Raw genomic sequence first — 23,535 nt, forward strand, 5'->3', positions numbered from 1 at the left:
CCGGAACCGGATTCGGGCGGTGCGGAATCGGATCGCGGGGCGGGTGCCGAAGCGGGCGTCGAGCCCGGTGCGTCTGGGGAAGATTCGTCGGAACCGGATTCGGGCGGTGCGGAATCGGATCGCGGGGCGGGTGCCGAAGCGGGCGTCGAGCCCGGTGCGTCTGGGGAAGATTCGTCGGAACCGGACTCGCAGGGCGGCGGTGTGGGATCGGGCCAAGGCGGCACCGGCTCGTCGGGAGACGAAGTGGGCGACGACTCGGGATCCGACGAAGGGCGTGCGCGTCTGGGGGCGGGTGAGGGCGGTGGGGGTTCGGACGCGGAGGAGTCGAGTACTACCGGGCGTAGTGGGGTGGCTGCGGGGGATGGGGATCGTGGTGGCACAGTGAATGCCGATAAGGCAGCGGAGCAGGGATCAGCCGAAGGAGACGAGGGCTCAGTGAACTCGGTCGAGAGCAGTAATGGCTTCGAGCAGTTCAAGGACGAACTCGATGCCGTCGAGCGGCGCATCGCGGGGGAGATCGATCCGGGGGTGCGCGCGATGGTGGTCGCGGGCGCGGTGTTCCTGCTGCTGTTCTCGCTCGTGCTGTCGCATGCCGGTGGTGCCCGCGGATTCGATGTGCTGCTCGGCACCGATGCTGCGCGCGCCGAGCACATCGGGCTGCCGTCGCGGATCTTCGTCTGGCTTGCCGTGCTCTTCGGCATCGGCTTCTCGTTGCTCGCGCTGATGACCCGCCGCTGGGTGCTCGCCTGGATCGCGGTTGCCGGTTCGGCCATCGGCAGCGTCTTCGGCGTGTTCTCGATCTGGCACCGCCAGACCCCCGGCCTGGGTAATTACCACGGCGCCGGTCCCGGTGTCGGCCTCATCCTCGGCACCATCGCCATCATCGTCCTGACCTTCCACTGGATCCGCGTCGTCTGGAGTCGCACCGCGCTGCAGCTCGCCGCGGAAGAACAGCGCCGCAATGCCGCGGCCGCCGCCGAGGAACGCGACCGTCGCCGCCTCACCGGCGATTCCTGAACCATCGCCGCGTCCGCGACTGCCGGACCGATGCCGACGGTGCACATTCGTGGCTGTGCGGCAGAACGGCTCGAATCTGCCGAACAACGAGGGCTCATGGAGTCGCCTACGGCCTCTGACGTGTCCGCACCCGTTCGGCGGCACACGACGCGCTGATGGAAGCTGGTGGGTTCCTGAGCTGTCTGCGCGGCGGCACTCGGCGCGGACCGCAGGGGCAGCGATCTGGCCACCGCCGAGGACCTCACCTACCGTCTCGGCGAATCTCGAGCCGCCCGCTCCATCGCAAAGCAGCGAGCCGAGTTGGGCCTGCGTGTGCACTTTTGTGCGACCGCGACAGAGAATGCCAAGGGCCCGCGAGCACAATTGGGCGCGGCCGCACGGGTCGCAGCTCGGTTGTGACGAGCGCCAGGTCCGTTGCCCACCGCGAGCCCGGATTCCATGAGCTCGCGGGCCGACCACCAATCCCCGAGTGCTCGAGCCCACGCGGATGATGCCGCCGACTCGGCACCGCTGGTCTCATCCGAGCTGAGATGAACACTGGACCAGTTCCGCGGTTTCGGTCTCGGGGGCTGGACGCCGAGGTACGCACACTGCGTCGCTTCCGAGATGCGGAGTCGAATCGACGGCCGGATGCCGATCGCACGCGAGTTCTACGCGGCCGACCACCCGTCCGCATCAGCGCCTACAGAGGATCAGCGGTTGCTGACGGCGCCTTCCGCGGCCTCGGCCCACTCGCGCCACTGTTTGGCCTGCTCCAGTGCCTTCTCCGCATCGCGCTTATTGCCGGCGGCGGTTGCCTTGGCCGCCTGCTCCTCGAACTGGGCGACGCGCTCGCGGAACTGGGCGGCTCGGGCCACGGCCTCCGGATCGGTGCGGCGCCATTGGGCGTCGACCGCGTCGCGGACGCGCTTTTCGATAGCACGGAGTCTGCCTTCGAGTTCCTGGATGCGTTCGCGCGGGACCTTGCCGATCGTGTCCCATTTGTCCTGGAGTTCGCGCAGGGCGGCGCGGGCGGCGTCCAGATCGGTGGCCGGATCGATGTGTTCGTAGGCGCGCAGCAGATCTTCTTTGGCTGCGGCATTGTGCTCGAATTCGGCGTCGCGCTCGGAGACGGCGGCATTGCGCGCGGCGAAGAAGACGTCCTGGGCGCTCTTGAAACGCCGCCACAGTGCCTCGTCGGCCTCACGCGGTGCCCGGCCCGCGGCTTTCCACTCGGCGAGCAGATCGCGGAAGACACTGGCGGTGCCGGCCCAATCGGTGGAATCGGACAGTTCCTCGGCCTGCACGCAGAGTTCTTCCTTGCGCGACTTCGCCGCCGCACGCTCGCGATCGAGTTCGGCGAAGTGTGCGCCGCGGCGGCGGTTGAACGCCTCCCGAGCCTTGGAATAGCGCTTCCACAGTGCGTCGTCGACCTTGCGGTCCACGCCGCGGATGGACTTCCACTCCTCCAGGATTTCGCGCAGCCGATCGCCCGCGGCCTTCCACTGCGTGGATTCGGTGGCGATCTTCTCGGCCTCGACGCACAGTGCTTCCTTGCGCTCGGTGTGCTCGTGCCTGGCCTTTTCCTTCTCCTCCTTGGCGTGCGCCGCCGCCTCCTCGGAGTGTTCGGCGATGGCCTGCAGTCGTCGCGCCAGCCCGTCGACATCGCCGATGACCGCCGCGGTGGGCAGCGATTCGGCGATGGTGACCGCGGCCGCCTTGGTCTTGCGGGCATCCGCCCCGGCGGCCAGCCGAGCCTCGAGCAACGCCACCTCGGTGGCCAGATCGTCGAACCGACGGCCGAAATGTGCCAGGCCCTCGGCGGCGTCACCGGCCTGCCAGGATCCGACGACGCGTTCGCCTTCGGCGGTCTTCACCCACGCGGTGCCGTCGTCATCGACGCGACCCCACGCACTCGGATCGCTGACGGTCGGGACGACGACGGGATGCGGATGCTGCTGCGCGGCCGGACCCGGCGCCGGCTTTACCGCATGTGGCTTGGGATGGGCCGTCGACCCGCCTGGTTTGGGCGCCGCGGATGGTTTGGGGGCGGCGGAAGGTTTAGGCACGGCGGCCTTCGGGGAATCCGAGGGGCGCGGCGTGCTGCCGGGGGTCGCTTTCGCCGTTCCGTTGCTGTCGCTCATTGCTCCTCGTCCCTGCCGCGCGTCACGGCTGCCTGGTTACGCCCTAGCTCACTCCATTGAACCCGGTCCGAGCCCTGTAAACCATCGATCAATACCCTCCGACTGATGATTCCCAGGGAAATCAACCCGTGATGACCTGGGTTGTAGCACCTCGAACACTATCAATCTCGGCCGAGTTTGCGGCAAAGACACTCGAAGCCCGAGGTTGCGGACGCGACAGCGGCGGTGTGGATCGCCCATTCGGCGAACGACTACGGTTACGGCGTGTTCTCCATTGCGGCCCTGGTCCCGTCGCCGCCGATCCTGGTGCCCGAGCTGTGCGGCGCGCACGCGCACGCGGCCGGGTCGGATTCCGACGACGCACCGGCGGTGTTGCGCGTGGCCGCACTCACCGCGATCGGCGCCTTGGCCGCGACGACCCGGCACTGGACGGTCATCGGTGTGGGCGCCTCCGCGCAAATCATTGGACCGGATGCGGTCGGCACCTTCCGCGGTTTCGGTGCGGACGTGCGGGTCGGGCTTTCGGAGGAGGCGCTGTCGCGATCGGGGCGCACACCCGGCGCGGCGGATCCCCAGCAGCCGCTGCCTGCGCTGATCGCCGGGTGGTTGCGTGGTCAGGTCGCCCCGGAAGCGGCGGCCGCGACCACCCTCGTCGCCGTCGACACCCCTGCCGATGAGTGCGCCCGGATCGGCGCGCGGTTGCGTACCGCGCTGGATGATTCGCCCGAGCAGACGGGCGTACTGGTCGTCGCGGACGGCGCGGCTACGCTGACCCTCGAGGCACCGGGATACCTCGACGAGCGTGCCGCCGACGTGCAGCGCGAACTGGACCGCGCACTGGCCGAAGGCGATACCGCGGGCCTGCTCGCCCTGGAGCCGGCCTTGTGCGACGAACTCGTGCTGTCCGGCCGCGCGGCCTACCAGGTACTCGCCGGACTGTTCGCCGCCGATCCGATCGCACCCGCCGTCGAAACCCTGTACAGCGAGGCCCCGTTCGGCGTCGGATATCAGGTGGGCATCTGGCGGCCGAGCGCATCGGGAGGTGATCGGTGACTACGCCGATCGCCGTGGTCGGCCCCACCGCCACCGGCAAATCCGACCTCGGCCTCGACCTCGCCGAACGACTCGGCGGCGAAATCGTAAATATCGACGCGATGCAGCTCTACCGCGGCATGGATGTGGGCACCGCGAAACTCCGGCCCGCCGAACGCCGGGATATCCCGCACCACCAACTCGATGTCCTCGAGGTGACCGAAACCGCCACCGTCGCCGCCTATCAGGCCGCGGCGGGCGTGGACGTGCGCGAGATCATGGCGCGCGGCCGGACGCCGATCATCGTCGGCGGCTCGATGATGTATGTCCAAGCGCTGCTTGATGATTGGGAGTTTCCGGCCACCGATCCGACGGTCCGGGCGCGCTGGGAGGCGCTGCTTGCCGAGCGTGGCGTCGCTGCCGTGCACGAGGCGCTGCGAGCGGCCGATCCGGCGGCCGCGGCGACGATTCTGCCGACCGACGGCCGCCGCATGGTGCGCGCGCTCGAGGTCGTCGAACTCACCGGCCGCCCGTTCGCCGCCTCGGCGCCGGTCATCGGGAAACCGCGCTGGGATACCGTGATCATCGGCGTGGACCGCGACACCGCCGAACTCGACGCGCGCATCGAACGACGCACCGCGCTGATGTTCGAGGCCGGCCTGGTCGACGAGGTCCGTGGACTGATCGGCAAGGGGCTGCGCGAAGGCGTCACGGCGCGCCGGGCGATCGGCTACGCACAAGTCCTGTCTTATCTGGACAACGAATACGACCTGAACCACGCGCAGGAACGCACCCTGATCGGCACCCGGCGCTATGTCCGGCGGCAGCGCTCGTGGTTCCGCCGCGATCCCAGGGTGCGGTGGGTGGACGGCGCCGATCCCGATCTGGTCGTGACCGCGTTGTCCCTGCTCGAGAGGGAACGGATTCCGCAGTGACTCGTCGTGTGAGTACCCGAAATGCCTCGGTCCAGGTGTGGCAGGCGTATCTGAACAACCGGACCAAGCGTCACCGCGACGGCCGCTTCCTGGTGCAGGGTGTGCGCCCGATCAACCAGGCGATCGCCAACGACTGGCCGCTGGAGACGATGCTCTACCGCCTCGGCGCGCCGGATCTGTCGAGTTGGGCGCGCGAACTCCTGGAGACCAGCGGCGTACCGCAGGTCGGCCTGGTACCGGAGTTGATGGCCGAGCTCGGCGAAAAGTCCAGCGGCATACCGGAATTGGTGGCCGTCGCGATATCCAGGCAACCCGAGCTCGACACCTTCGAGCCGGGCGAGCCCGATGACGCCGCGCCACCGGTCGTGGTGGTTTTCGACCGCCCCAACTCGCCCGGCAATCTCGGCACGCTCATCCGCTCCGCCGACGCGTTCGGCGCCGGCGGCATCATCGTGACCGGTCACGGTGCCGACCAATACGATCCGCAGGCGGTCCGCGCATCCACGGGTTCGCTGTTCGCCATGCCGGTCTTCCGCGCGGCCGGGCCCGCTCAGGTGCTCGAATTCCGCGACCGGCAGATCCAGCGCGGCATCCCGACCCGCATCGTCGGCACCGATGAGCACGGCGCGGCCGCGGTCTTCGACTACGACTTCGCCGAGGCGACGATTCTGGTCGTCGGCAATGAGACCAGCGGCATGAGCGCGGCCTGGCAGGAGGCCTGTGACGATATGGTCTATATCCCGATGGGCGGCACGGCCAGCTCGCTCGGCGCGCCCTCGGCCGCCGCGATCGCGCTGTACGAAATTTCGCGGCAGCGCCGTACGTTGGTTCGAGGACGATAAGCAGGGAGAATGCGCGACGTGTCGGATATCGAGTTCACCAAGGGCCACGGCACCGAGAACGATTTCGTGGTGCTCCCCGATCCGGAGGTCCGGCTGGACTTGACGCCGGACCGGGTCGCCGCACTGTGCGATCGTCGCCGCGGACTCGGCGCGGACGGTGTGCTGCGGGTGGCGCGTGCGGGTGCGCTGCGGGACGCGGGGGTGCTCGCCGAGATACCCGAGGGCATCGCCGAAACCGACTGGTTCATGGACTACCGCAATGCCGACGGCTCGATCGCCGAGATGTGCGGCAACGGTGTGCGGGTTTTCGCGCACTACCTGGCGGCGAAGGGACTCGACTCACGTACGGAGTACATCGTCGGCAGTCGTGCCGGGGCGCGTCCGGTCACGGTGCATTCCGGTGGGCCCGCCCACGGTGAGGTCACCGTGGAGATGGGTATCGTGCGGGAGCTCGGTTCGTCGAACGCGACCATCGGTGGTTGGGCCCTGCCCGGCATCGGCATCGATGTCGGCAACCCGCACCTGGCGTGCGTCGATTCGACCATGTCGGTGGACGCGCTCGCGAAACTCGATCTCACCGTCGCCCCAGGCTTCGACCCGGACCTGTTCCCACAGGGCGTGAATGTCGAGATCCTGACCGGCCTCGTCGACGGCGCGGTCGATATGCGCGTCTACGAACGCAGCGTCGGCGAAACCCGCTCCTGTGGCACCGGAACTGTCGCCGCCGCGGCAGCGGCCTTGGTCGCCAACGGTTTTCGCATCGCCACCGACACCGGTGAGGTGCGCGTGCGGGTGCTCGGTGGCGAGGTCAGCGTCCGGCTCGCCGAGGGCGCGGCGTGGTTGCGCGGACCGTCGGTGCTGGTCGCGACCGGTCGGATTGCCGAAAGCTGGTGGTCGTCGCAGTCGTTGTGATGGCGCCCGCCGGAGCGGACGGTGCTGCCTGGACGCGGCGGTATCGGCCGCGCCCAGGGATAACCGAGTGCACATCGGTGAGCAGTCGTGGCAGCATGGATGCTGTATGACGAAATCGAAGACTTATGAATTCACTCCGGCCGACGGCGACAATGACCACGTCGAGGCCGTCGAGGACACGACGGAAGACACCGGCGACGTAGTCGCCGAGCACGCCGCGCGGATGCAGCGGTCCGGATGGACCGCCGACCCCACCGTCGGCGAGATGCAACTCGACGAACGATCCTCGCTGCGGCGTGTCGCAGGTCTGTCGACCGAGCTTGCCGATATCACCGAGGTCGAGTACCGGCAGCTGCGACTGGAGCGGGTCGTGCTGGTCGGGGTGTGGACGACCGGTACCGCGACGCAGGCCGAGGCGAGCATGACCGAACTGGCGGCGCTCGCCGAAACCGCGGGCTCGGAGGTGCTCGAGGGACTGATCCAGCGTCGGGACAAGCCGGATCCGGCCACCTATATCGGTTCCGGCAAGGCCGACGAACTGCGCGCCGTGGTGCTCGAAACCGGCGCCGACACCGTGATCTGCGACGGTGAACTGACCCCGGCGCAGCTGACTGCGTTGGAGAAGGTCGTCAAGGTCAAGGTGATCGACCGGACCGCGCTGATCCTGGACATTTTCGCCCAGCACGCGACCTCCAGCGAGGGTAAGGCGCAGGTTTCACTCGCCCAGATGGAATACATGCTGCCGCGACTGCGCGGGTGGGGTGAGTCCATGTCCCGGCAGGCCGGTGGTCGTGCGGGCGGCAACGGTGGCGGTGTGGGTCTGCGTGGTCCCGGTGAGACCAAGATCGAGACCGATCGCCGCCGCATTCGCGAACGAATGGCCAAGTTGCGCCGCGAGATTCGGGAAATGAAGACCGCGCGCGATACCAAGCGGGCCCGTCGCACCTCGAGCGGCATCCCGTCGGTCGCCATCGTCGGCTACACCAACGCGGGTAAATCCAGCCTGATGAACGCGCTGACCGGTGCGGGCCTACTGGTCCAGGACGCACTGTTCGCGACCCTGGATCCGACCACCCGCCGGGCCGAACTGGACGACGGCCGCGAGGTCGTCTTCACCGATACCGTCGGATTCGTGCGGCATCTGCCGACCCAGCTGGTCGAGGCGTTCCGATCCACCCTGGAGGAGGTCACCGGCGCCGATCTGCTGCTGCATGTCGTCGACGGTTCCGACCCGCTGCCCGCCGAACAGATCAAGGCGGTCCGCGAGGTGATCACCGATGTGATCAAACAATCGGGGATACCGGCGCCGCCGGAACTGTTGGTGGTCAACAAGATCGACGCGATCGAGCCGGTCGAGCTCACCCGGCTGCGCGCGATGCTGCCCGACGCATCCTACGTCTCGGCGCACAAGGACATCGGCATCACCGAACTACGTGAGCGCCTGGCCGAGGTACTCGGCGGCCTCGATGTCGAAATCAGTGTGCTGCTGCCCTACACCCGTGGCGATCTGCTCGCCCGCATTCATGCGGACGGTCGCATCACCACCTCCGAGCACGAGGAAGGTGGCACCCGGGTGCGCGCTCGCGTCCCGCACGCACTGGCGGCGGCGCTGTCCCCGTTTGCGCATGCCGGTGGATCGTCCGAGGAGAGCAGTGCGGGTTCGCCCGCGGCCAATGGTTCCGTGCACTGAGTAGCGGTTTCGCGTGGCGGACCGGCCGGTCGGTAATGCACGCTCAGCACATCCGGTGCTACACAGGCGAATTCGTTGCGCTATCGTCATCGAATCGACATCAGGAGGGTTAAATGTCGCGTGACCACTCCGGTTCGACCGATTCGGTTGATCGGCGTTCCGGTGCTTCGTCGCTCACCGCGCCGGAGTTGAGTGACGGTGCGCCACTATCGGTTTCGCTCACCGACACCGATATTCGGGTGCTCGACACCGTACTCGCGCCGCTGCGCGCGTGGACGAGTCCACGGTTCTACGGCCTGGAGAACATTCCCGCCGAGGGACCGGTACTGCTGGTCGGCAACCACAATTTGCTGGGCGGTATCGATGCACCGCTGTTGCTGCCCGAGGTGCTGCGCCGGCGTGGTCGACTGATCCGCGGGCTGGCCGAGAATGTGCTCATCAATGTGCCCGGTATCCGTCAGTTGCTGCACCACTTCGGCACGGTGCGGGGCAACCGGCGCAACTGTCTGGCGCTGCTGGCCCGCGGCGAGGCCGTCATCGTATTTCCCGGCGGCGGTCGCGAAGCGGTGCGCCGCAAGAACGAAAAGTACGTCCTCAAGTGGGAGGGCCGTTCCGGCTTCGCGCATATGGCGATCGAGGCGGGCGCGCCGATCGTGCCGGTGGCGATGATCGGCGTCGACGACGCCTACGACATCGTCTTCGACGGCGACCATCCGGTCATGCGACCGCTGCGCTGGGCCGTCGAGGCACTCGGCCTGAACCGCGACCTGACTCCGCCGTTGATCCGTGGCGTCGGCCCGACCGGTATCCCGCGCCCCGAGCGCTTCTACTTCTCCGCCGGTGCGCCGATCGATCCGACGCCGTGGCGTGATGCGCCGGATATGCACGCCGCCGCGGTGGAACTGCGGGACGTGGTGCGCAAGGAGTTGGAGGAGGAGCTGAAGTTCCTGTTCAGCGAGCGCGATCGTGATCCAGGTCGCACCCTATTCGGTCGACTGCGCAGTCTGTTCTGAGGCTGTTCTCAGTTATTTTTCAGTAACTCTCCATACTTTGGCCGGATGGCTGGAACGAGAGTGCGTATGGCGGCAGTAACGGGTGTGGCGGCGGTTCTGGTGGGATTTCCAGCCGCATCGGGTGGTTTTTTCGCGTCCGCGGCCCCCGTCGCCGATCCGGTCATCGCGTCCGGCAAATTGCTCGTTTCGTCGCACTCGTCCGATGGCTCGTATATCGCCGATATCGCGGTACAGGACAACCGCAATCTGACCCTGCAGGTGTTCTCGGCAGCCATGGGTAAGAACATCGAGATCCAGGTGCAGCGCCCCGCCGACACCTCGGTCCCGCGCCCGACCCTGTATCTGCTCAATGGCGCGGGTGGCGGCGAGGATTCGGCGACCTGGCAGGCGCAGACCAATGCCGCGCAGTTTTTCAACGACAAGGATGTGAATGTGATCACACCGGTCGGCGGCGCATGGAGTTACTACACCGACTGGCGCGCCACCGATCCGGAGCTCGGCGTGAATATGTGGAAGACCTTCCTTACCGAGGAATTGCCCCCGCTCATCGACAGCGGCCTCGGTGCCAACGGCACCAATGCGATTGCGGGGCTATCGATGTCGGGTACTTCGGTACTGCAACTGCCGATCGCGGCACCGGGTCTGTACCAATCCGTGGCCGCCTACAGCGGTTGCGCGCAGATTTCCGACCCGGTCGGCTACAACTTCGCGAACGCCGTCATCGCCGCGGGCGGCGGTGACTCGGCGAATATGTATGGGCCAAAAGGTGATCCGATGTGGGCCGCCAACGACCCCTATGTGCACGCCGACCAACTGCGCGGCCTGAACCTGTTCATCTCCGACGGCAGCGGCATTCCCGGCCGATGGGACACTCTCAACGGTCAGCACTCCCTGCCGGGTGCCGGTGGCCTCGCCAACCAGGTCGCCGTCGGCGGTGCTCTCGAAGCCGCGGCCAACTACTGCTCACACAATCTGCAGACCCGCCTGAACCAACTGGGCATCCCCGCCACCTACGACTTCCAATCCACCGGCACCCACTCCTGGGGCTACTGGGAAGACGCTCTGCGGGCTTCCTGGCCCGTCCTGGCGCGGGGACTCGGGTTGCCTGCCTAGCATCTCCGTGTTTACCGATCGGCTTGCCGAATCACCTCCGCCGGTCCAGGTGAGACCACGATTTCCGGCCCAGAAGTAAACGATGGTTCTCATTCCGGGTACCGTGTGTAGCAACGACGGGTCGGTGTGGACCGGCCGTGTGGTCACTAGGAGGTTGGCGTGCAGCGCACACTGTTCGAACCCGAACACGAGCTGTTCCGGGAGTCGTTCCGCAAATTTCTCGATCAGCACGTCGCGCCGAATCACGCGAAGTGGGAAGAGCAGGGCATTGTCGACCGCGAGGTCTGGCTGGAGGCCGGTAAACAGGGATTCCTCGGCATGGCCATGCCGGAGGAGTACGGCGGCGGCGGGGTGCAGGACTTCCGCTACAACGCGATCGTCGCCGAAGAGTCGGTGCGCGGCCAGTACTCCGGCCTCGGCTTCGCCCTGCACAACGATGTGATCGCGCCCTACCTCCTCGAACTCGCCAACGATGAGCAGAAGCAGCGCTGGCTGCCCGGCTTCTGCTCCGGCGAGATCATCACCGCCATCGCGATGACCGAACCGGGCACCGGCTCCGACCTCCAGGGCATCAAGACCCGCGCGGTCCGCGACGGGGACGACTGGATCCTCAACGGCGCCAAGACCTTTATCACCAACGGCATCAACTCCGATATCGTCATCGTGGTCGCCCAGACCGATCCGGACAAGGGCGCGATGGGCTTCAGCCTGCTCGTGGTGGAACGCGGCATGCCCGGCTTCGAACGCGGCCGCAACCTCGACAAGCTCGGCCTCAAGGCCCAGGACACCGCCGAGCTGAGCTTCACCGATGTCCGCGTTCCCGGCAAGAACCTGCTCGGCACCGAGGGCATGGGCTTCATCCACCTGATGAACAACCTGCCGCAGGAACGCCTGTCGATCGCCGTCATGGCGGCCGCGGCCATGGAAGCCTGCCTGGAGATGACCATCCAGTACGTGCGCGACCGCAAGGCCTTCGGCAAGCCGATCGGCGCGCTGCAGAACACCCGCTTCGTGCTGGCCGAACTGGCCACCAAGACCACCGCCGTCCGCGTCCTGGTCGACCGCTTCATCGAAGACCTCAATGCGGGCAAGCTGTCCGTCGAGGACGCCGCCATGGCCAAGTGGTGGAGCACCGAGGAGCAGCTCGATCTCATCGACCGCTGCCTGCAGCTGCACGGCGGCTACGGCTATATGAAGGAATACCCGATCGCCAAGGCCTACATGGACGCCCGCGTCCAGACCATCTACGGCGGCACCACCGAAATCATGAAGGAAATCATCGGCCGTTCGCTGAAACTGAGCTGATACCAATCGGTTTCGCGTCCCAGTCGCAGGCTCCGGTCCGCGGCCGGGGCGCTTTCGTCGACATCGAACCTGTTGCGTCACCGGCCGAAGTTGTCTAGTCCTGTTATCGGGCCACCGCGGCTCGAAGGCTGAGGAGAAGGTAGGTACGGCACAGTGACGGAGCAGGCCCTCGGGCAGGGGCACACCTTCGGTACGAGCGCATTCGCGACTACGGAAGATGGACGGCGGCTGCACTATATGGTGCGGGGAACGGGCGAGCCGACGGTGGTGTTCGAGTCGGGGATGGGTTTTTCGCGGTCGATCTGGGGGCTTGTGCAACCGGTGATCGCCGAGCGAATGCGCGCTGTTGTCTACGATCGAGCCGGTACCGGGCGCAGCGACGACGATGCGCGGCCGCGCACGCTGGGACGGATGGCGGGGGATCTCGACACGCTGCTGCGTGACCTGGGGGCAGGGCCCTTCATCCTGGTCGGACACAGTTGGGGTGGCCCCATCGTTCGGGTTGCCGCGGCGGCCGATCTCGGACGCATTCGGGGAATTGTGTTGGTGGATCAGAGCGATGAGAACTGTGAACTGTACTTCGCGCCGGCAGCGGACAAACGGTACGCGATGACCCGAGTGCTCATGCCCGCACTCGCCCGTTCGGGTCTGTATCGAATGCTCGCCGGCAAGGTGGGTGGTGCGCAGCCCGCCGATATCGCCGCGGACCACCGTGCCGAGGACTTCACCGTGCGAGCGGCGCGTACCTTGCTCGCCGAGCAGGATCAGTTCAGCGGCGAGCTGGGGCGCCTCCGTGAACATCCACCCCAACTCGGCGTGCTGGACATCAGCGTCATCTCCGGCACGAAACAGCCACGTATCGACAAGAACACCCGAAGTGCGCTGACCGCCGCCCATTACCGCACCGCCAACGCATCGCCCAATGCACGGTTGGTCGAGGCGAAGCGCTCGGGACACCTCGTGATGTTCAGCGAGCCCGAGGTGATCGTCGAGGAGATCCGCCGTATGGCCGTGGACGCGTAACCTCGACGCACGGATCTACCCGACTGTCACTGGTTTACGTCGTCGCGCGGTCCATCGTCATGGCGGACAGCAATTCGTATCCGACATGCGCGGCGGCGATACCGGTGATTTCCGCGTGGTCGTAGGCGGGCGATACCTCGACGATATCCGCGCCGACCAGGTTCGCATTGCCGAAAGCGCGCAGCAGGTAGAGCAGTTCGCGGCTGGTCAATCCACCCGCCTCGGGAGTGCCGGTGCCCGGTGCGTGTGCCGGGTCGAGGACGTCGATATCGACCGAAACATAAACCGGACGGTCGCCGATCCTGGCGCGCATTCGTTCGACCGCCGCCGAAACACCGTCGATTTCGATCTCGGGCGCGGTGATCGTTGCGAAGCCGAGCATCCGATCGTCGGCGAGGTCGCCGCTGCCGTAGAGCGGTCCGCGCGTGCCGATGTGCATACTCGCCTCGCGGTCGATCAGCCCTTCTTCCGATGCTCGCCGGAACGGGGTGCCGTGGGTATAGGACGCACCGAAATACGTGTCCCAGGTATCCAGGTGCGCGTCGAAGTGCACCACCGCGACCGGACCGTGTCGCCGCACCACCGAGCGCAGCAGCGGCAGGGCGATGGTGTGGTCACCACCAATGGTCAGCAGCCTGGCACCGGTGCCGGTGATCGCGTCCGCGCCGTATTCGATTTCGGCGATCGCCGCGTCGATATCGAACGGATTGCAGGCCAGGTCCCCGGCGTCGGTGATCTGCAATGCATCGAACGGAGAGACGTCGAGTGCCGGGTTATAGGGCCGCAACAGCTTCGACGACATGCGTACATGGCCGGGGCCGAGTCTGGCACCGGGCCGGTAGCTCACGCCGGTATCGAATGGCACGCCGACGATGGCGATATCGGTCGCGGCGACCTCATCGATGCGCGGCAGCCGGGCGAAGGTCGCCGGGCCGCCGTAGCGAGGAATGACGGTGGCATCGACCGGTCCGACAGTGGTCATGATCGAATGCTCCTCTCTGGGGTGGTTGATACGTCAGTCGACGTAATGCGGATCGATACGGTCGAGCAGCCGCAACAGGGCTGCCCAGGCCAGGTCGTACGCCGAGGTGTCGACGAAGTCGTCGCCGGTTTCGGTGCCGGTCAGCTGCTGTGCGGCGCGCTCGCACACCTGTGGTGGTGGCAGCGTCAACGTTCCGGTCGCGGCGGCCGAGAGCTGGATCTCGCAGGCTCGGTTCAGGTAATACATGCGAAGAAACGCTTGTGCCGCGCTGGCTCCGACGGTGAGCAGGCCATGGTTGCGCAGGATCATGACCGGATGGTCGCCGAGATCGGCAACGAGCCGGGCCTGTTCGTCGAGATCGAGGGCGACGCCCTCGTAGTCGTGGTAGCCGATCCGGCCGTAGAACTCCATCGACATCTGATTGACCGGCAGCAGCCCCGCGGCGGTGGCCGCCACCGCACATCCGGCCCTGGTGTGGGTGTGCAGCACGCAGTGTGCGTCGGGTCGGGCAGCGTGTACGGCGCCGTGGATGACGAAACCGGCCGGATTCACCACGGGCTCCGCATCGCCGAGGGGCTGTCCCGCCGCATCGACGACCACCAGATTCGACGCGGTGATCTCCTCGAACAGCAGCCCGTACGGGTTGATCAGGAAGCGCGGCGTCGGTCCCGGCAGGCGCAGCGAGATATGGGTGAAGATCAGGTCGGCAATCCCGAAGTGGGCGACCAGCCGATACACCGCGGCGAGTTCGCGCCGCAACCGCAGCTCGATCGATGGAGTGTCCGTCGCCATGGTCATCGGTAGCCCGCCTTTGTCGCGACCCGATGCTGGAAGAGCGCGGTGATCTGGTCCCAGTGCGAGACCAGATTCGTCGCGTCCGCAGCGGGTGAGCTGCGACCGATCTGCAGGCGGTGCAGCATCGGCATGTCCTGGTCGTTGACTTCCCACAGCACCTCGGTCAGCTGCTGATGGGCCGGTGCATATTCCGCACCGGCCGCGGCCGAATCGACGAAGACCGCCATATGCTCGATTGTGCGATCGGGGGCGAACGGATGGAAGCCGATGACCTGGAACCAGTCGGCCTCGAGGAATAACAGGGCATTGGGGAAGACACAGAAAATGTCTTGGTGCTCGAGCCGGTCGGCGGGGACGTCGCCGAGCCAGGGCAGGGCGCGATCGGTTTTGTCCGCCTTGCCGACCGCCCCATGCGGATAGGTGCCGCCCATGATGTCGGGATGTAATGCCACATCGTCGACGTCCAGCGACGCGGTCACCGGGCCGACCTGAGGATGCACGAATGGCAGATGGTAGAAGTCGAGGAAGTTCTCCACCACGAGTTTCCAGTTGGCGTCGACGTCGTAGCGTCGCTCCCCGGCGAGGTGGATCCGATCGAAGTCGATATGTGCCCAACGGGTCAGGATCGGCTCGAGATGATGTCCGAAATCATCCGCGCACGCCTGCGGATCGGTATCGGTGGCCGACAGGTCGACGAACACCATGCCTGCCCAGACATGGCTGGCGACGGTGAGCAGACCGAGCCGTTCGGCGATCGCCGGATCCACCTTCGCACGCCGCTCCCGTCCGTAATACGGTGCGGTGGAAAGCTTTCCGTCCAGATCGAAGGACCAGCAGTGATAGGCGCACTGGATCCGGCGGGTGACGACCAGTGGTTCCTCGGTCAGTGCCATCCCACGGTGGCGGCACGAGTTGTGGAACACCCGGATCCGGTCGTCATCGCCGCGCACGATCAGCAGCGGCTTGCCGCCGATCGTGATCGGATGTACCGCGCCGGGCTCGGCGACCCAGTGCGCGTAACCGGCCCACACCCAACCCGCGGAAAAGATGCGGTCCTGCTCGAGCGCGAACTCCGCGCCACCGGTGTAGGCGCGCGCGGGTACCAGTGCGCGGCCGATGGGTAGGTCGGGGAGCGGTCCGGCGACGACCACATTTCCGCTCGGGGTGATCCGCTCGGAAAGGGGAAAGTGTATGTCGCTCAATGTATTCCTCCTCGGGATGCGGTGATCGGAACGCGGCGCGCGGCCGCGGCGAACGCGGCCTCGGCGCGGTCGCGCAGAATCAGGGTTTCGGCCCACCGATCGGACAGTTCATGGCCGTCCCGATCGGTGATCGCGTAGGGCGTGGTGCCCAGTTCGGTGCAGAACAGCACGGGCTCTCGGCTGTCACCGCGACCTGCCAGGATGGCCGTGAAGGCGCGAATCCACCAGTCCTGGAACAGGTCCTCCCAGGCACGGTGCTGTGGGAAGCCGAGCGGGATCTGCACCTGGCAGCGGGTCGCGACGCGGCCCTGCACGGATTCGGCGCGTGCGAACAACGCCGCGAGGTGACCTTCGAGTTCGGCGGTCGGCGGCAGTGGGAACTCGCTGCCGCATACGTAATGGGACAGGTCGATCGCCAGTCGCACGTCCGGATCGAGCTCACGAAGCAGGCGGGTGGTCGTGCGGATATCGTCGGTGAGCGTGTTGCGATGCGTCTCCAACTGCATCGCGACGCCCGCCGTAGCGCACCTGCGGTGCCAGCGCTGCACTGTTTTCGCGACAGTTGTCAGGTCATCGTCGAACAGTCGGCCGCATACCACCATGCGATCGGCGTCGATAATGTCGGCGTAGCGCAGGGCTGCATCGAGATCCTCGTCCTCGCCGACGAATGCAAGGACCGCCGTGCGCAATCGGTGTTCGAGTGCGGCCGCGAGTTCGGCGGCGGCGGGCCGCCCGCGAGCGCCCAGATCGACCGCGACACCATCGAATCCGGATGCCACCAGCCGGTCGAGCTGTTCGGCCAGGGTCCACGCGCGGGTCGCTTTCCAGGGCAGATCTTCCATGGCCCACAGGGAATTGAACATCTCTAGACGCACAGGCTCGCCAGTCACCCGACGGCCATCCAGCGCCGAATCGCGGTGCGGTGCCGCATTCATCGGGCCACCGTGGATGGAGCGGCGACGGGGTGTAGCGGGCGGCCGGTGCGATACCACCGCACCACGTTGCGGGCCTGGGTCAGGACATAATCACGTGCGGTCGCATCCGACAGATAGGCCACGTGCGGGGTCAGCAGGACATTCGGATGTTCGGCTAGCCGGTCACCGGCAGCCGGCGGCTCGGCGTCGAGCACATCGAGCGCCGCACCGGCGAGATGGCCGCTGTCGAGTGCGTCGGCCAACGCAGTGGAATCGACGATGCCGCCGCGGGATACGTTGATCAGCCACGAGCCAGGGCGCATTCGCCCGATGCGGTCGGCGTCGAACAATCGCGCGGTGCTCGGATCGAGCGGCAGATGGATGGAGACGAGGTCGGCATTGGCGACGACCTCCGTGAGCGATGCCGCGGTGACGCCGGCGGGCATCGCGCGCCCCGAATGGTCATGTCCCAGAATCGACGCCACCGAACCGGCGGCGAGTTCGGCGACCTTGGCCCCGATCCGGCCGACTCCGACCAGCCCCACGGTGATCTCGGACAGCCGCCGCGGGCCGGATGCGGGCCGGTCCAGCCACCCCCGGCGACCGTGCAGCGTGAAGAAGTCGAGGCGGCGAACCGCGGCCAACGCCAGCGCCCAGGTGTGGGTGGCGACCTCGGCGGTGGCGATGCCCCCGACGGTCGCGATCCAGATACCACTGGCCGTCGCCGCGTCGATGTCGATGGTGTCGTAGCCGTGCGAGAGCATCGACACGATTCGCACTCGAGGCAGGCGGGCCAGCAAGTTCGCATCGATCGGCGCGTAGCCGACCAGCAGTGCGGTTGCGTCCGCCGCCGCCGCGGCGATGGTGTCGGGGTCGCGCGTCTCGAGTACCCGCACCTCGAAACCGGCCGTCTCCAAAACGGCGATGCCCGGTCCCGGGTCGAGGTCGTCGAGATCGGTGTAGACCGCGATCGGCGCCGACATCGGCCGATCTCCTTCCGAGTCAGTGGACATGGGACAGGAAAGCGCGTGTTCGTTCGTGCTCGGGCTGGGTGAAGAATTGCTCGGGTGGTGCCTGTTCGACGATGACGCCGGAATCGAACAGCGCTACCGCATCGGCGACCCGGCGGGCGAAACGGATCTCGTGGGTCACCACGATCATCGTCATCCCTTGTGCGGCTAGATCTTCCATGACCGACAGCACCTCGTTGACCAGTTCCGGATCGAGCGCGGAGGTCGGTTCGTCGAACAACATCACCGACGGTTCCAGTACCAGTGCCCGCGCGATGGCGACCCGTTGTTGTTGTCCGCCGGACAGTTCCGAGGGATAGTGCCGCAGATGTCCGGCCATGCCGACGCGTTCGAGCATGGTCTCGGCGCGGTGCACCGCCTCGGCCCTGGACAGACCCTTCACCGCAGTCAGGCCGAGCGTGACATTGTGCAGCGCATCGAGATGGGCGAACAGGTTGAAGCGCTGGAATACCATGCCGATATCGGTGCGCTGCCGAGCCAGCCGTCGTTCGGGCATCGGCGCCGGATGACCGGTTCGGCTGGTCTCGATGCCGATCTCCTTGCCGTGCAGCAGGATCGAGCCGCTGTCGGCGGGTTCGAGCAGGGCCATCAGCCGCAGGATGGTGGATTTGCCGGAGCCCGATGGTCCGAGCACAGCCTTGACTTCGCCCGGTGCGATAGCGAAATCCACGCCGTCGAGGACAACGTGGTGGCTGTAGCTCTTGTGTAACGCGATCGTCTGCAGCAGTGGCGTGCCGGTCATACGGTCACCGTGTCCTTCGTGCGGCCGGGCGTCCCCGACGAGACCCAGCGGTAGCGGCGTTCGATAAGGCTCTGCCCGCCCATGAGCGCGCTGACGATCACCAGGTAGTAGACGAGCGCCGCGGTGTAGTACTCGGCGTATCGAAAGGTCACCGAAACGCCGACCTGCGCGGTGGTGAGCAATTCGCGCAGCGAGATCACCGACGCCAATGAGGTGTACTTGAGCATCGCGATGAACTCGTTGCCGGTCGGCGGCAGCGCGACCTTCACCGCCTGCGGCAGTAGGACTTTCAGCAGCACCTGATGCGGCCGCAGTCCGATCGCGCGGGCAGCGAGATGCTGCCCCTCGTCCACGCTCAGCAGCGCCGAGCGCAGGATCTCCGCCATATAGGCGGCCTCCACCACGGCGAATCCGATGAAGGCCGCGATGAACGGCGTGAACCAGTTCTCCCGCAGCCCGGGAAACAGCTGCGGCCCGGCGTTCCAGATGATCAGCAGCACCAGCAGGGAGGGGATGGCGCGGAAGAACCACACGTACGCGCCGCCGAGTGCGCGCAACGTGGGCACCTTACTGATGCGGGTCAGCGCCACGCCGAAGCCGAGTACGGTGGCGAAGATCATCGAGACGGCCGCGAGGGCGACCGAAAGCCAAGCGCCGTGCCGGAATTCGGCCGAGGTCAGGGCCTGGAGGAAAATATCCCGATCGAAGGTCATTGTGCTGTTCCGGGACGAATTCGGGCCGGATCGAGTCCGTACTTGGTGGCGATCTTCGCGAGCGTGCCGTTGTCGGTCAGTGTGCGCACGGCTGCGGCCACCGGGCCGCTCAGCGGTGACCCTTTCTTGGTGAAGACGCCGAAAACCGTTTCTGCGGTGAACACGCCGGGCACAGCGCGCAACGCGCCGCCGGATTTTGCGACCATGTCGACCACCGCGACATCGGTCTCGATCAGTGCGTCGGCCTTGCCATTGGTCACCGCCGCAACGGTTTCGGCGGTCTTGGGGTAGGCCTGAATGGTGATGGTGGGCCTGCCTGCGGCCTCGAATCGTTGCGAAAGCTGTTGCAGGGTCTTCTCGTTGGCGCCGCCGCCTTGGACGGCGATGGTCTTGCCGGACAGGTCGTCGGCGGCGGCGATCCGGGTTTCGCCGCTGCGGACGATCAGTCCCGGTCCGGTCGCGAGGAACGGTGCCGCGTCGGCGACTGCGGTGCGTTCCGGGCTGACGTAGAGCGCGGACCAGAGCACATCGCATCGCTGGGCCTGTAGCGCCGGCATGAGTCCGTCGAACGAGGTGATCTGCCAGCTCGTCTCGACCTGCCACAGTTCGGCGAGTGCGCGGGCGGCGTCGGAGTCGAAACCCACCGGGGCAGTGGTGTTTCCGTTCTCGAAGTACTCCATCGGCGCATACTCGGGATCGGTGCAGACCCGGAGCTCACCACCGCGGATCAGACCCGCCGGTGCGGCACCGCTGGCGGCACTGCCTTGTGATCCGCTTCCGCAACCGGCGATCAGCAATGCCATACCGGTTCCCATGGCTACCAGTCCCAGCTTTTTCATCTGCTCAATCTCCTCCAGTGCAGTGGCGTTATGGTCAACGTTCCTGCTCTGATTGATGCTCGTTCGATTGAGATGCACGATAGAAACTGCGATAGGTTCAGTCCACATGAAGGGCTGAGCAACTAGTGCCACAGTTTGATGTTCTGGCAAAACTCACCCCACATTTTGGGTGGTTATGTATCCAGATGAAGGGAATTACCGATGATTGGTAAAGGACAACTGGTCTGCACGTCGATTGTTAAGTTCCGATGACCGCGGCCGCGACATCCGGCACGCACACGCTGGATGCCCGCATCCTCGAGGAGTTGCGCATCGATGGGCGGATCGGTCGCAACGAACTCTCCGCCAAACTCGGCGCATCCCGCCCGACGATCTCCAAACGGCTCAATACGCTGTTCGATTCGCGGCGGGCGCAGGTGGTCGGCATTGTGCATCCGTCGACGATCGGGCTGACCGCGCTCGCACACGTGTCGATCAGCGTCGATCAACCGGTGCGGCAGGTCGCCGGGCGCGTGGCCGGACTGGACGACATTCCCTATGTGTCCCTGACCAGTGGCCGGTATCCACTGGTCGCCGAGATCCGCACCCAGGGGCCGCAGCAGCTCGCCGCCGCACTCGACCAGATCCGCAGCATCGACGGTGTGCGCGAGACCAATACGCTGTTCTACTCGGAGCTGATCGTCGATGTCGGCCGACCGGAGCAGGCGTCGGCGGCCTCGATCGACGCGCTCGACACGCGTCTGCTCGAGGTGTTGCAGGCGGACGGGCGCGCGTCCTACGCCACCCTCGCCACGGCGGCCGGTACCTCACCGGGTACCGCGCGGTTGCGGGTGAAGCGCTTGATCGATGAGCGTATCGTCCGAATCGCCGCACTGTCCGGACCGGGACACGGCGATACCGAGTACGCAGTCGGATTCGGTGTGCGGGCCAGTGGTCGCACGGCGGGACTCGCGCCTCTGCTCGCCGAACTTCCCGGCCTCCGCTTCCTCGCCGCGACAATTGGGCGGTTCGATCTCGTCGGCACCGTACACGCCGCCGCGCTGGAGGACATCGTGGCCGCCCTCGACACCCTGCGCGCACTGCGCCCAGTGCTCGAAGTCGACAGCTGGGTGCATCTCTTCACGGTCAAGGAGCGCTACAGCAATGTGCCGGCGCGGGCTCTGGTGGCCAAGCCGTGACCACGCGCGGCGACGGGGCCGGGCGTCGGCGTGACGCAGTCGTGACTGCGCCGTTCGCGTCGATCCCGGTGCGCGGGCGCATCACGGTACCGTCCCCGGTCCACGGCGTATCCGATGAACTCGCCGAAGCCGCGTTGACCGCTGTGTTGCTGGCCGGGGTCGTCACCGGTGGCACGGTATCGGCTCGTGCGCCGCTGCCGCAGCAGGTGCTGCGAACGGTGCGGTGCTCGGTCGCCGAAACAGGTGCGTATGTGGTGTCGTCGGCTGCCGGACTGACGGCGACTTCGCGCGCTACCGCGGGTGAGGTGACATCGTTTCGATGCCCGGTGCCCGACCATCTGGTCGGGCTGTACGCAGTCGCGGCCGCTCGGGCATCGGCCACCTGTGTGCTCACTCCGCGCGGGGGCGGTGCGACCGAAACGGCGGCGACATTGGTCCGGCTCGGTCTGTGTGCCCGGGGCGCCGGTGGCTCTGTCGTGATCGAACCCGGCTTCGTCGGCGGGGATGGGGTTATCGATCACGCCGGTGATATCTACCTGGTCCTGGCGACACTGCTCGTCGGTCTGCTGCGGTTCGGTACCCGGATCATCGACACCGCCCCGTTGGACATGTGGATGCCGGACTTCATCGATAGCTGGTCCGCGCTACTGGTCGCCGATGAATTCCTGCTTCCCGGTAGCGCTCTCGTGCCCTCGGACTACATCATGCGTCGGCCGTGACACAGGGGCAGCGCGGTCGACGCCGTTGGAGCCGCGTCCGGCAGGCCGCGCAATGTGCGTCGCTGGGCCAACACCAGCAATGCCTCCCCGACGATCATACCGAGCCTTCCGGCGTGGCGGATTGCGCGCGTCATTCGGGCGGGGTCGTGGCGGGGACCGGCGAGCAGTTCGGTGAGTTCCATTGCGGCCCAGGCCTGGTCGTCGGTCAGTAGGCGATCGGGTAGCCGACTGACGCGCCATCGAGTCGGGTATCCGGGGTTCGCCACGCGCGCGAACTCCACGGTGCGATCGCTGGTCAGCGCCCTATCCGAGCCGGCACGGCCGGGTCGAGTTCGCGGCCCACTGGCCGCTTGCCGAACTCGGCGATCCGGCCCGACCGGCCGCGGCCGGTCGGTGCCATAGTCGGCGGCGGACTCACCTCGCGGCTGCGCTATTCGCTCACCCAGGTGGGACATACGCTGCCGACCTGGCCGCAGCTCGGTACCGCGGCGACCATGGCCGGTGCCGTCGGCGCACTGGCCACGCGTTTGATCGCATGCGGTGGCGGCCTGCGCTCCGGGTGCTATCGGGTCGATCTCGACGAACCGTTGCTCGGTGTGGCAGCCACGAGTACGTCTTCGTGACCGTTGCGGCGGCACCAACTGAGCAGGTAGTGCGCGTGCACGCCGCACCACCGATAGATCGCCGTCGCGGTCAGCGGCAAGTCGGGATCGTGCTCGCCGCGTTCGAGCACGATCGGCCCGATATAGACGCTGGCCACCTTATTGGCGGTATTGAGACCGACCCGCGCGGCCCTGGCCAGTGAGACGGCGTCGGTGGCGCGGCCCGCGGCAATGGCGCCGGCCAGCCGCGCGGCGGTCTCCCCACGCTGCCCTTGGAACAGCCGATACAGCGGGGGCGGCGTGGCGGGCGGCGGCTCGAGATGTGGCCGTCGCCCGGCCGCCGCCAGGGGGATCGCCTCCAACAATGCCGGTATGCCAGCGGATTTGGCATAGAAACCGGCCAATTCCGCAGATCTGAGCAGCGCTTCGTCCAAATGGTCGCGCTCCATGCTGTGGCCCTGCGCCGCCATCAGCACCGCGGCCTGGCGCTGCGCGGCACCCAGCATATCCAGCACATCCAGGCCGTCGAAGCTGTACTCCAGTGCCGGATCGTTCCAGATCAGGTCGGTGATCACCACATCGAAGCGGACCTGGTGCACGACCTCGCGGCGTACGGCCTGCCGGTCCAGGGCCACGGCGATCATCGAACCAGCAAATGCTTGTTCGAGTACCGGTTCGATGACCCGACCCAGCGGCGAGGCCACCAGTATTCGCAGCCGCTCCATATCCCGCTCGGGCAATATATTGCCCGTACCCAGGCTCATCGGGCGATTCTTACACCCGCATCGAGGGAGTACAGGTGAATTGCGGTAC

General features: G+C 66.7%; 24 protein-coding genes. 13 read left to right on the plus strand and 11 right to left on the minus strand.

Annotated elements, in window-relative coordinates:
- Positions 1–435: 435 nt before the first annotated feature.
- Positions 436–1,017 (plus strand): hypothetical protein, encoded by a 582-nt coding sequence (locus AB0L58_RS00375; RefSeq protein WP_364380107.1) that lies wholly within the window; start codon positions 436–438, stop codon positions 1,015–1,017.
- A 692-nt stretch (positions 1,018–1,709) separates the two neighbouring features.
- On the opposite strand, the gene AB0L58_RS00380 is transcribed toward AB0L58_RS00375, so the two are convergent.
- Positions 1,710–3,140: a DUF349 domain-containing protein gene (locus tag AB0L58_RS00380; protein WP_364378588.1), complete on the minus strand. Its 1,431-nt coding sequence runs from the start codon at positions 3,138–3,140 to the stop codon at positions 1,710–1,712.
- A 264-nt stretch (positions 3,141–3,404) separates the two neighbouring features.
- Between AB0L58_RS00380 and AB0L58_RS00385 the strand changes: the two genes are divergently transcribed.
- From AB0L58_RS00385 to AB0L58_RS00425, 9 genes are all read left to right on the plus strand, one after another.
- A complete protein-coding gene (locus AB0L58_RS00385; RefSeq protein WP_364378590.1) occupies positions 3,405–4,193 on the plus strand; it encodes a hypothetical protein in 789 nt (262 codons plus the stop codon).
- A complete protein-coding gene (gene miaA, locus AB0L58_RS00390; protein ID WP_364378593.1) occupies positions 4,190–5,107 on the plus strand; it encodes a tRNA (adenosine(37)-N6)-dimethylallyltransferase MiaA in 918 nt (305 codons plus the stop codon). The genes AB0L58_RS00385 and miaA overlap by 4 nt, the downstream gene beginning before the upstream one ends.
- On the plus strand, positions 5,104–5,949 hold the full coding sequence (locus tag AB0L58_RS00395; RefSeq protein ID WP_364378596.1) for a TrmH family RNA methyltransferase: 846 nt from the start codon (positions 5,104–5,106) through the stop codon (positions 5,947–5,949). The genes miaA and AB0L58_RS00395 overlap by 4 nt, the downstream gene beginning before the upstream one ends.
- A 27-nt stretch (positions 5,950–5,976) precedes the next feature.
- Positions 5,977–6,861, plus strand: coding sequence for a diaminopimelate epimerase (gene dapF / locus AB0L58_RS00400; protein WP_364380110.1), 885 nt, complete (start codon positions 5,977–5,979; stop codon positions 6,859–6,861).
- A 223-nt stretch (positions 6,862–7,084) separates the two neighbouring features.
- Entirely contained in the window at positions 7,085–8,551 is a 1,467-nt protein-coding gene (hflX, locus tag AB0L58_RS00405) for a GTPase HflX (protein ID WP_364380113.1), read from the plus strand.
- A gap of 113 nt (positions 8,552–8,664) precedes the next feature.
- Positions 8,665–9,564, plus strand: a complete 900-nt coding sequence (locus AB0L58_RS00410) for a lysophospholipid acyltransferase family protein (RefSeq protein WP_364378599.1) — start codon at positions 8,665–8,667, stop codon at positions 9,562–9,564.
- Between the two features lie 66 nt (positions 9,565–9,630).
- Entirely contained in the window at positions 9,631–10,677 is a 1,047-nt protein-coding gene (locus AB0L58_RS00415) for an alpha/beta hydrolase family protein (RefSeq protein ID WP_364378602.1), read from the plus strand.
- Positions 10,678–10,836: 159 nt separating this feature from the next.
- Positions 10,837–11,982 (plus strand): acyl-CoA dehydrogenase family protein, encoded by a 1,146-nt coding sequence (locus AB0L58_RS00420; RefSeq protein WP_364378605.1) that lies wholly within the window; start codon positions 10,837–10,839, stop codon positions 11,980–11,982.
- 153 nt (positions 11,983–12,135) lie between these two features.
- Positions 12,136–13,005, plus strand: coding sequence for an alpha/beta hydrolase (locus AB0L58_RS00425; RefSeq protein ID WP_364378608.1), 870 nt, complete (start codon positions 12,136–12,138; stop codon positions 13,003–13,005).
- 34 nt (positions 13,006–13,039) lie between these two features.
- Here the strand turns inward: AB0L58_RS00425 and speB are convergent, their stop codons facing one another.
- The 8 genes from speB to AB0L58_RS00465 form a co-directional block, all read right to left on the minus strand.
- Entirely contained in the window at positions 13,040–13,987 is a 948-nt protein-coding gene (gene speB, locus AB0L58_RS00430; protein ID WP_364378611.1) for an agmatinase, read from the minus strand.
- A 33-nt stretch (positions 13,988–14,020) separates the two neighbouring features.
- Positions 14,021–14,785, minus strand: coding sequence for a class II aldolase/adducin family protein (locus tag AB0L58_RS00435; RefSeq protein ID WP_364378614.1), 765 nt, complete (start codon positions 14,783–14,785; stop codon positions 14,021–14,023).
- The gene (locus AB0L58_RS00440) at positions 14,782–15,984 is read right to left on the minus strand and encodes an aromatic ring-hydroxylating dioxygenase subunit alpha (protein ID WP_364378617.1); all 1,203 of its coding nucleotides are present in this window, start codon (positions 15,982–15,984) and stop codon (positions 14,782–14,784) included. The genes AB0L58_RS00435 and AB0L58_RS00440 overlap by 4 nt, the downstream gene beginning before the upstream one ends.
- Entirely contained in the window at positions 15,981–16,847 is an 867-nt protein-coding gene (locus AB0L58_RS00445) for a hypothetical protein (protein ID WP_364378620.1), read from the minus strand. Before AB0L58_RS00445 ends, AB0L58_RS00440 begins: the two co-directional genes overlap by 4 nt.
- A 68-nt stretch (positions 16,848–16,915) precedes the next feature.
- Positions 16,916–17,881: a C-terminal binding protein gene (locus AB0L58_RS00450; protein ID WP_364378623.1), complete on the minus strand. Its 966-nt coding sequence runs from the start codon at positions 17,879–17,881 to the stop codon at positions 16,916–16,918.
- A gap of 19 nt (positions 17,882–17,900) precedes the next feature.
- Complete coding sequence (locus AB0L58_RS00455; protein ID WP_364378626.1) at positions 17,901–18,671, minus strand: amino acid ABC transporter ATP-binding protein; 771 nt, start codon at positions 18,669–18,671, stop codon at positions 17,901–17,903.
- Positions 18,668–19,384, minus strand: coding sequence for an amino acid ABC transporter permease (locus AB0L58_RS00460; protein ID WP_364378629.1), 717 nt, complete (start codon positions 19,382–19,384; stop codon positions 18,668–18,670). The genes AB0L58_RS00455 and AB0L58_RS00460 overlap by 4 nt, the downstream gene beginning before the upstream one ends.
- Positions 19,381–20,223 (minus strand): transporter substrate-binding domain-containing protein, encoded by an 843-nt coding sequence (locus AB0L58_RS00465; protein WP_364378632.1) that lies wholly within the window; start codon positions 20,221–20,223, stop codon positions 19,381–19,383. The genes AB0L58_RS00460 and AB0L58_RS00465 overlap by 4 nt, the downstream gene beginning before the upstream one ends.
- A 248-nt stretch (positions 20,224–20,471) precedes the next feature.
- On the opposite strand from AB0L58_RS00465, the gene AB0L58_RS00470 reads away from it, so the two are divergent.
- Positions 20,472–21,401 (plus strand): Lrp/AsnC family transcriptional regulator, encoded by a 930-nt coding sequence (locus tag AB0L58_RS00470; protein WP_364378635.1) that lies wholly within the window; start codon positions 20,472–20,474, stop codon positions 21,399–21,401.
- Positions 21,398–22,120 (plus strand): hypothetical protein, encoded by a 723-nt coding sequence (locus AB0L58_RS00475; RefSeq protein WP_364378638.1) that lies wholly within the window; start codon positions 21,398–21,400, stop codon positions 22,118–22,120. The genes AB0L58_RS00470 and AB0L58_RS00475 overlap by 4 nt, the downstream gene beginning before the upstream one ends.
- Here AB0L58_RS00475 and AB0L58_RS00480 read toward each other — a convergent pair.
- Positions 22,099–22,386: a hypothetical protein gene (locus tag AB0L58_RS00480; RefSeq protein WP_364378641.1), complete on the minus strand. Its 288-nt coding sequence runs from the start codon at positions 22,384–22,386 to the stop codon at positions 22,099–22,101. The two genes, AB0L58_RS00475 and AB0L58_RS00480, sit on opposite strands and share 22 nt — an antisense overlap.
- 84 nt (positions 22,387–22,470) lie before the next feature.
- Between AB0L58_RS00480 and AB0L58_RS00485 the strand changes: the two genes are divergently transcribed.
- Complete coding sequence (locus AB0L58_RS00485) at positions 22,471–22,743, plus strand: hypothetical protein (protein ID WP_364378642.1); 273 nt, start codon at positions 22,471–22,473, stop codon at positions 22,741–22,743.
- On the opposite strand, the gene AB0L58_RS00490 is transcribed toward AB0L58_RS00485, so the two are convergent.
- Positions 22,683–23,486 (minus strand): response regulator, encoded by an 804-nt coding sequence (locus AB0L58_RS00490; RefSeq protein ID WP_364378644.1) that lies wholly within the window; start codon positions 23,484–23,486, stop codon positions 22,683–22,685. The two genes, AB0L58_RS00485 and AB0L58_RS00490, sit on opposite strands and share 61 nt — an antisense overlap.
- Positions 23,487–23,535: the final 49 nt, after the last annotated feature.

It is taken from the genome of Nocardia sp. NPDC052112, from assembly GCF_040680135.1.
Taxonomy (GTDB): Bacteria; Actinomycetota; Actinomycetes; order Mycobacteriales; family Mycobacteriaceae; genus Nocardia.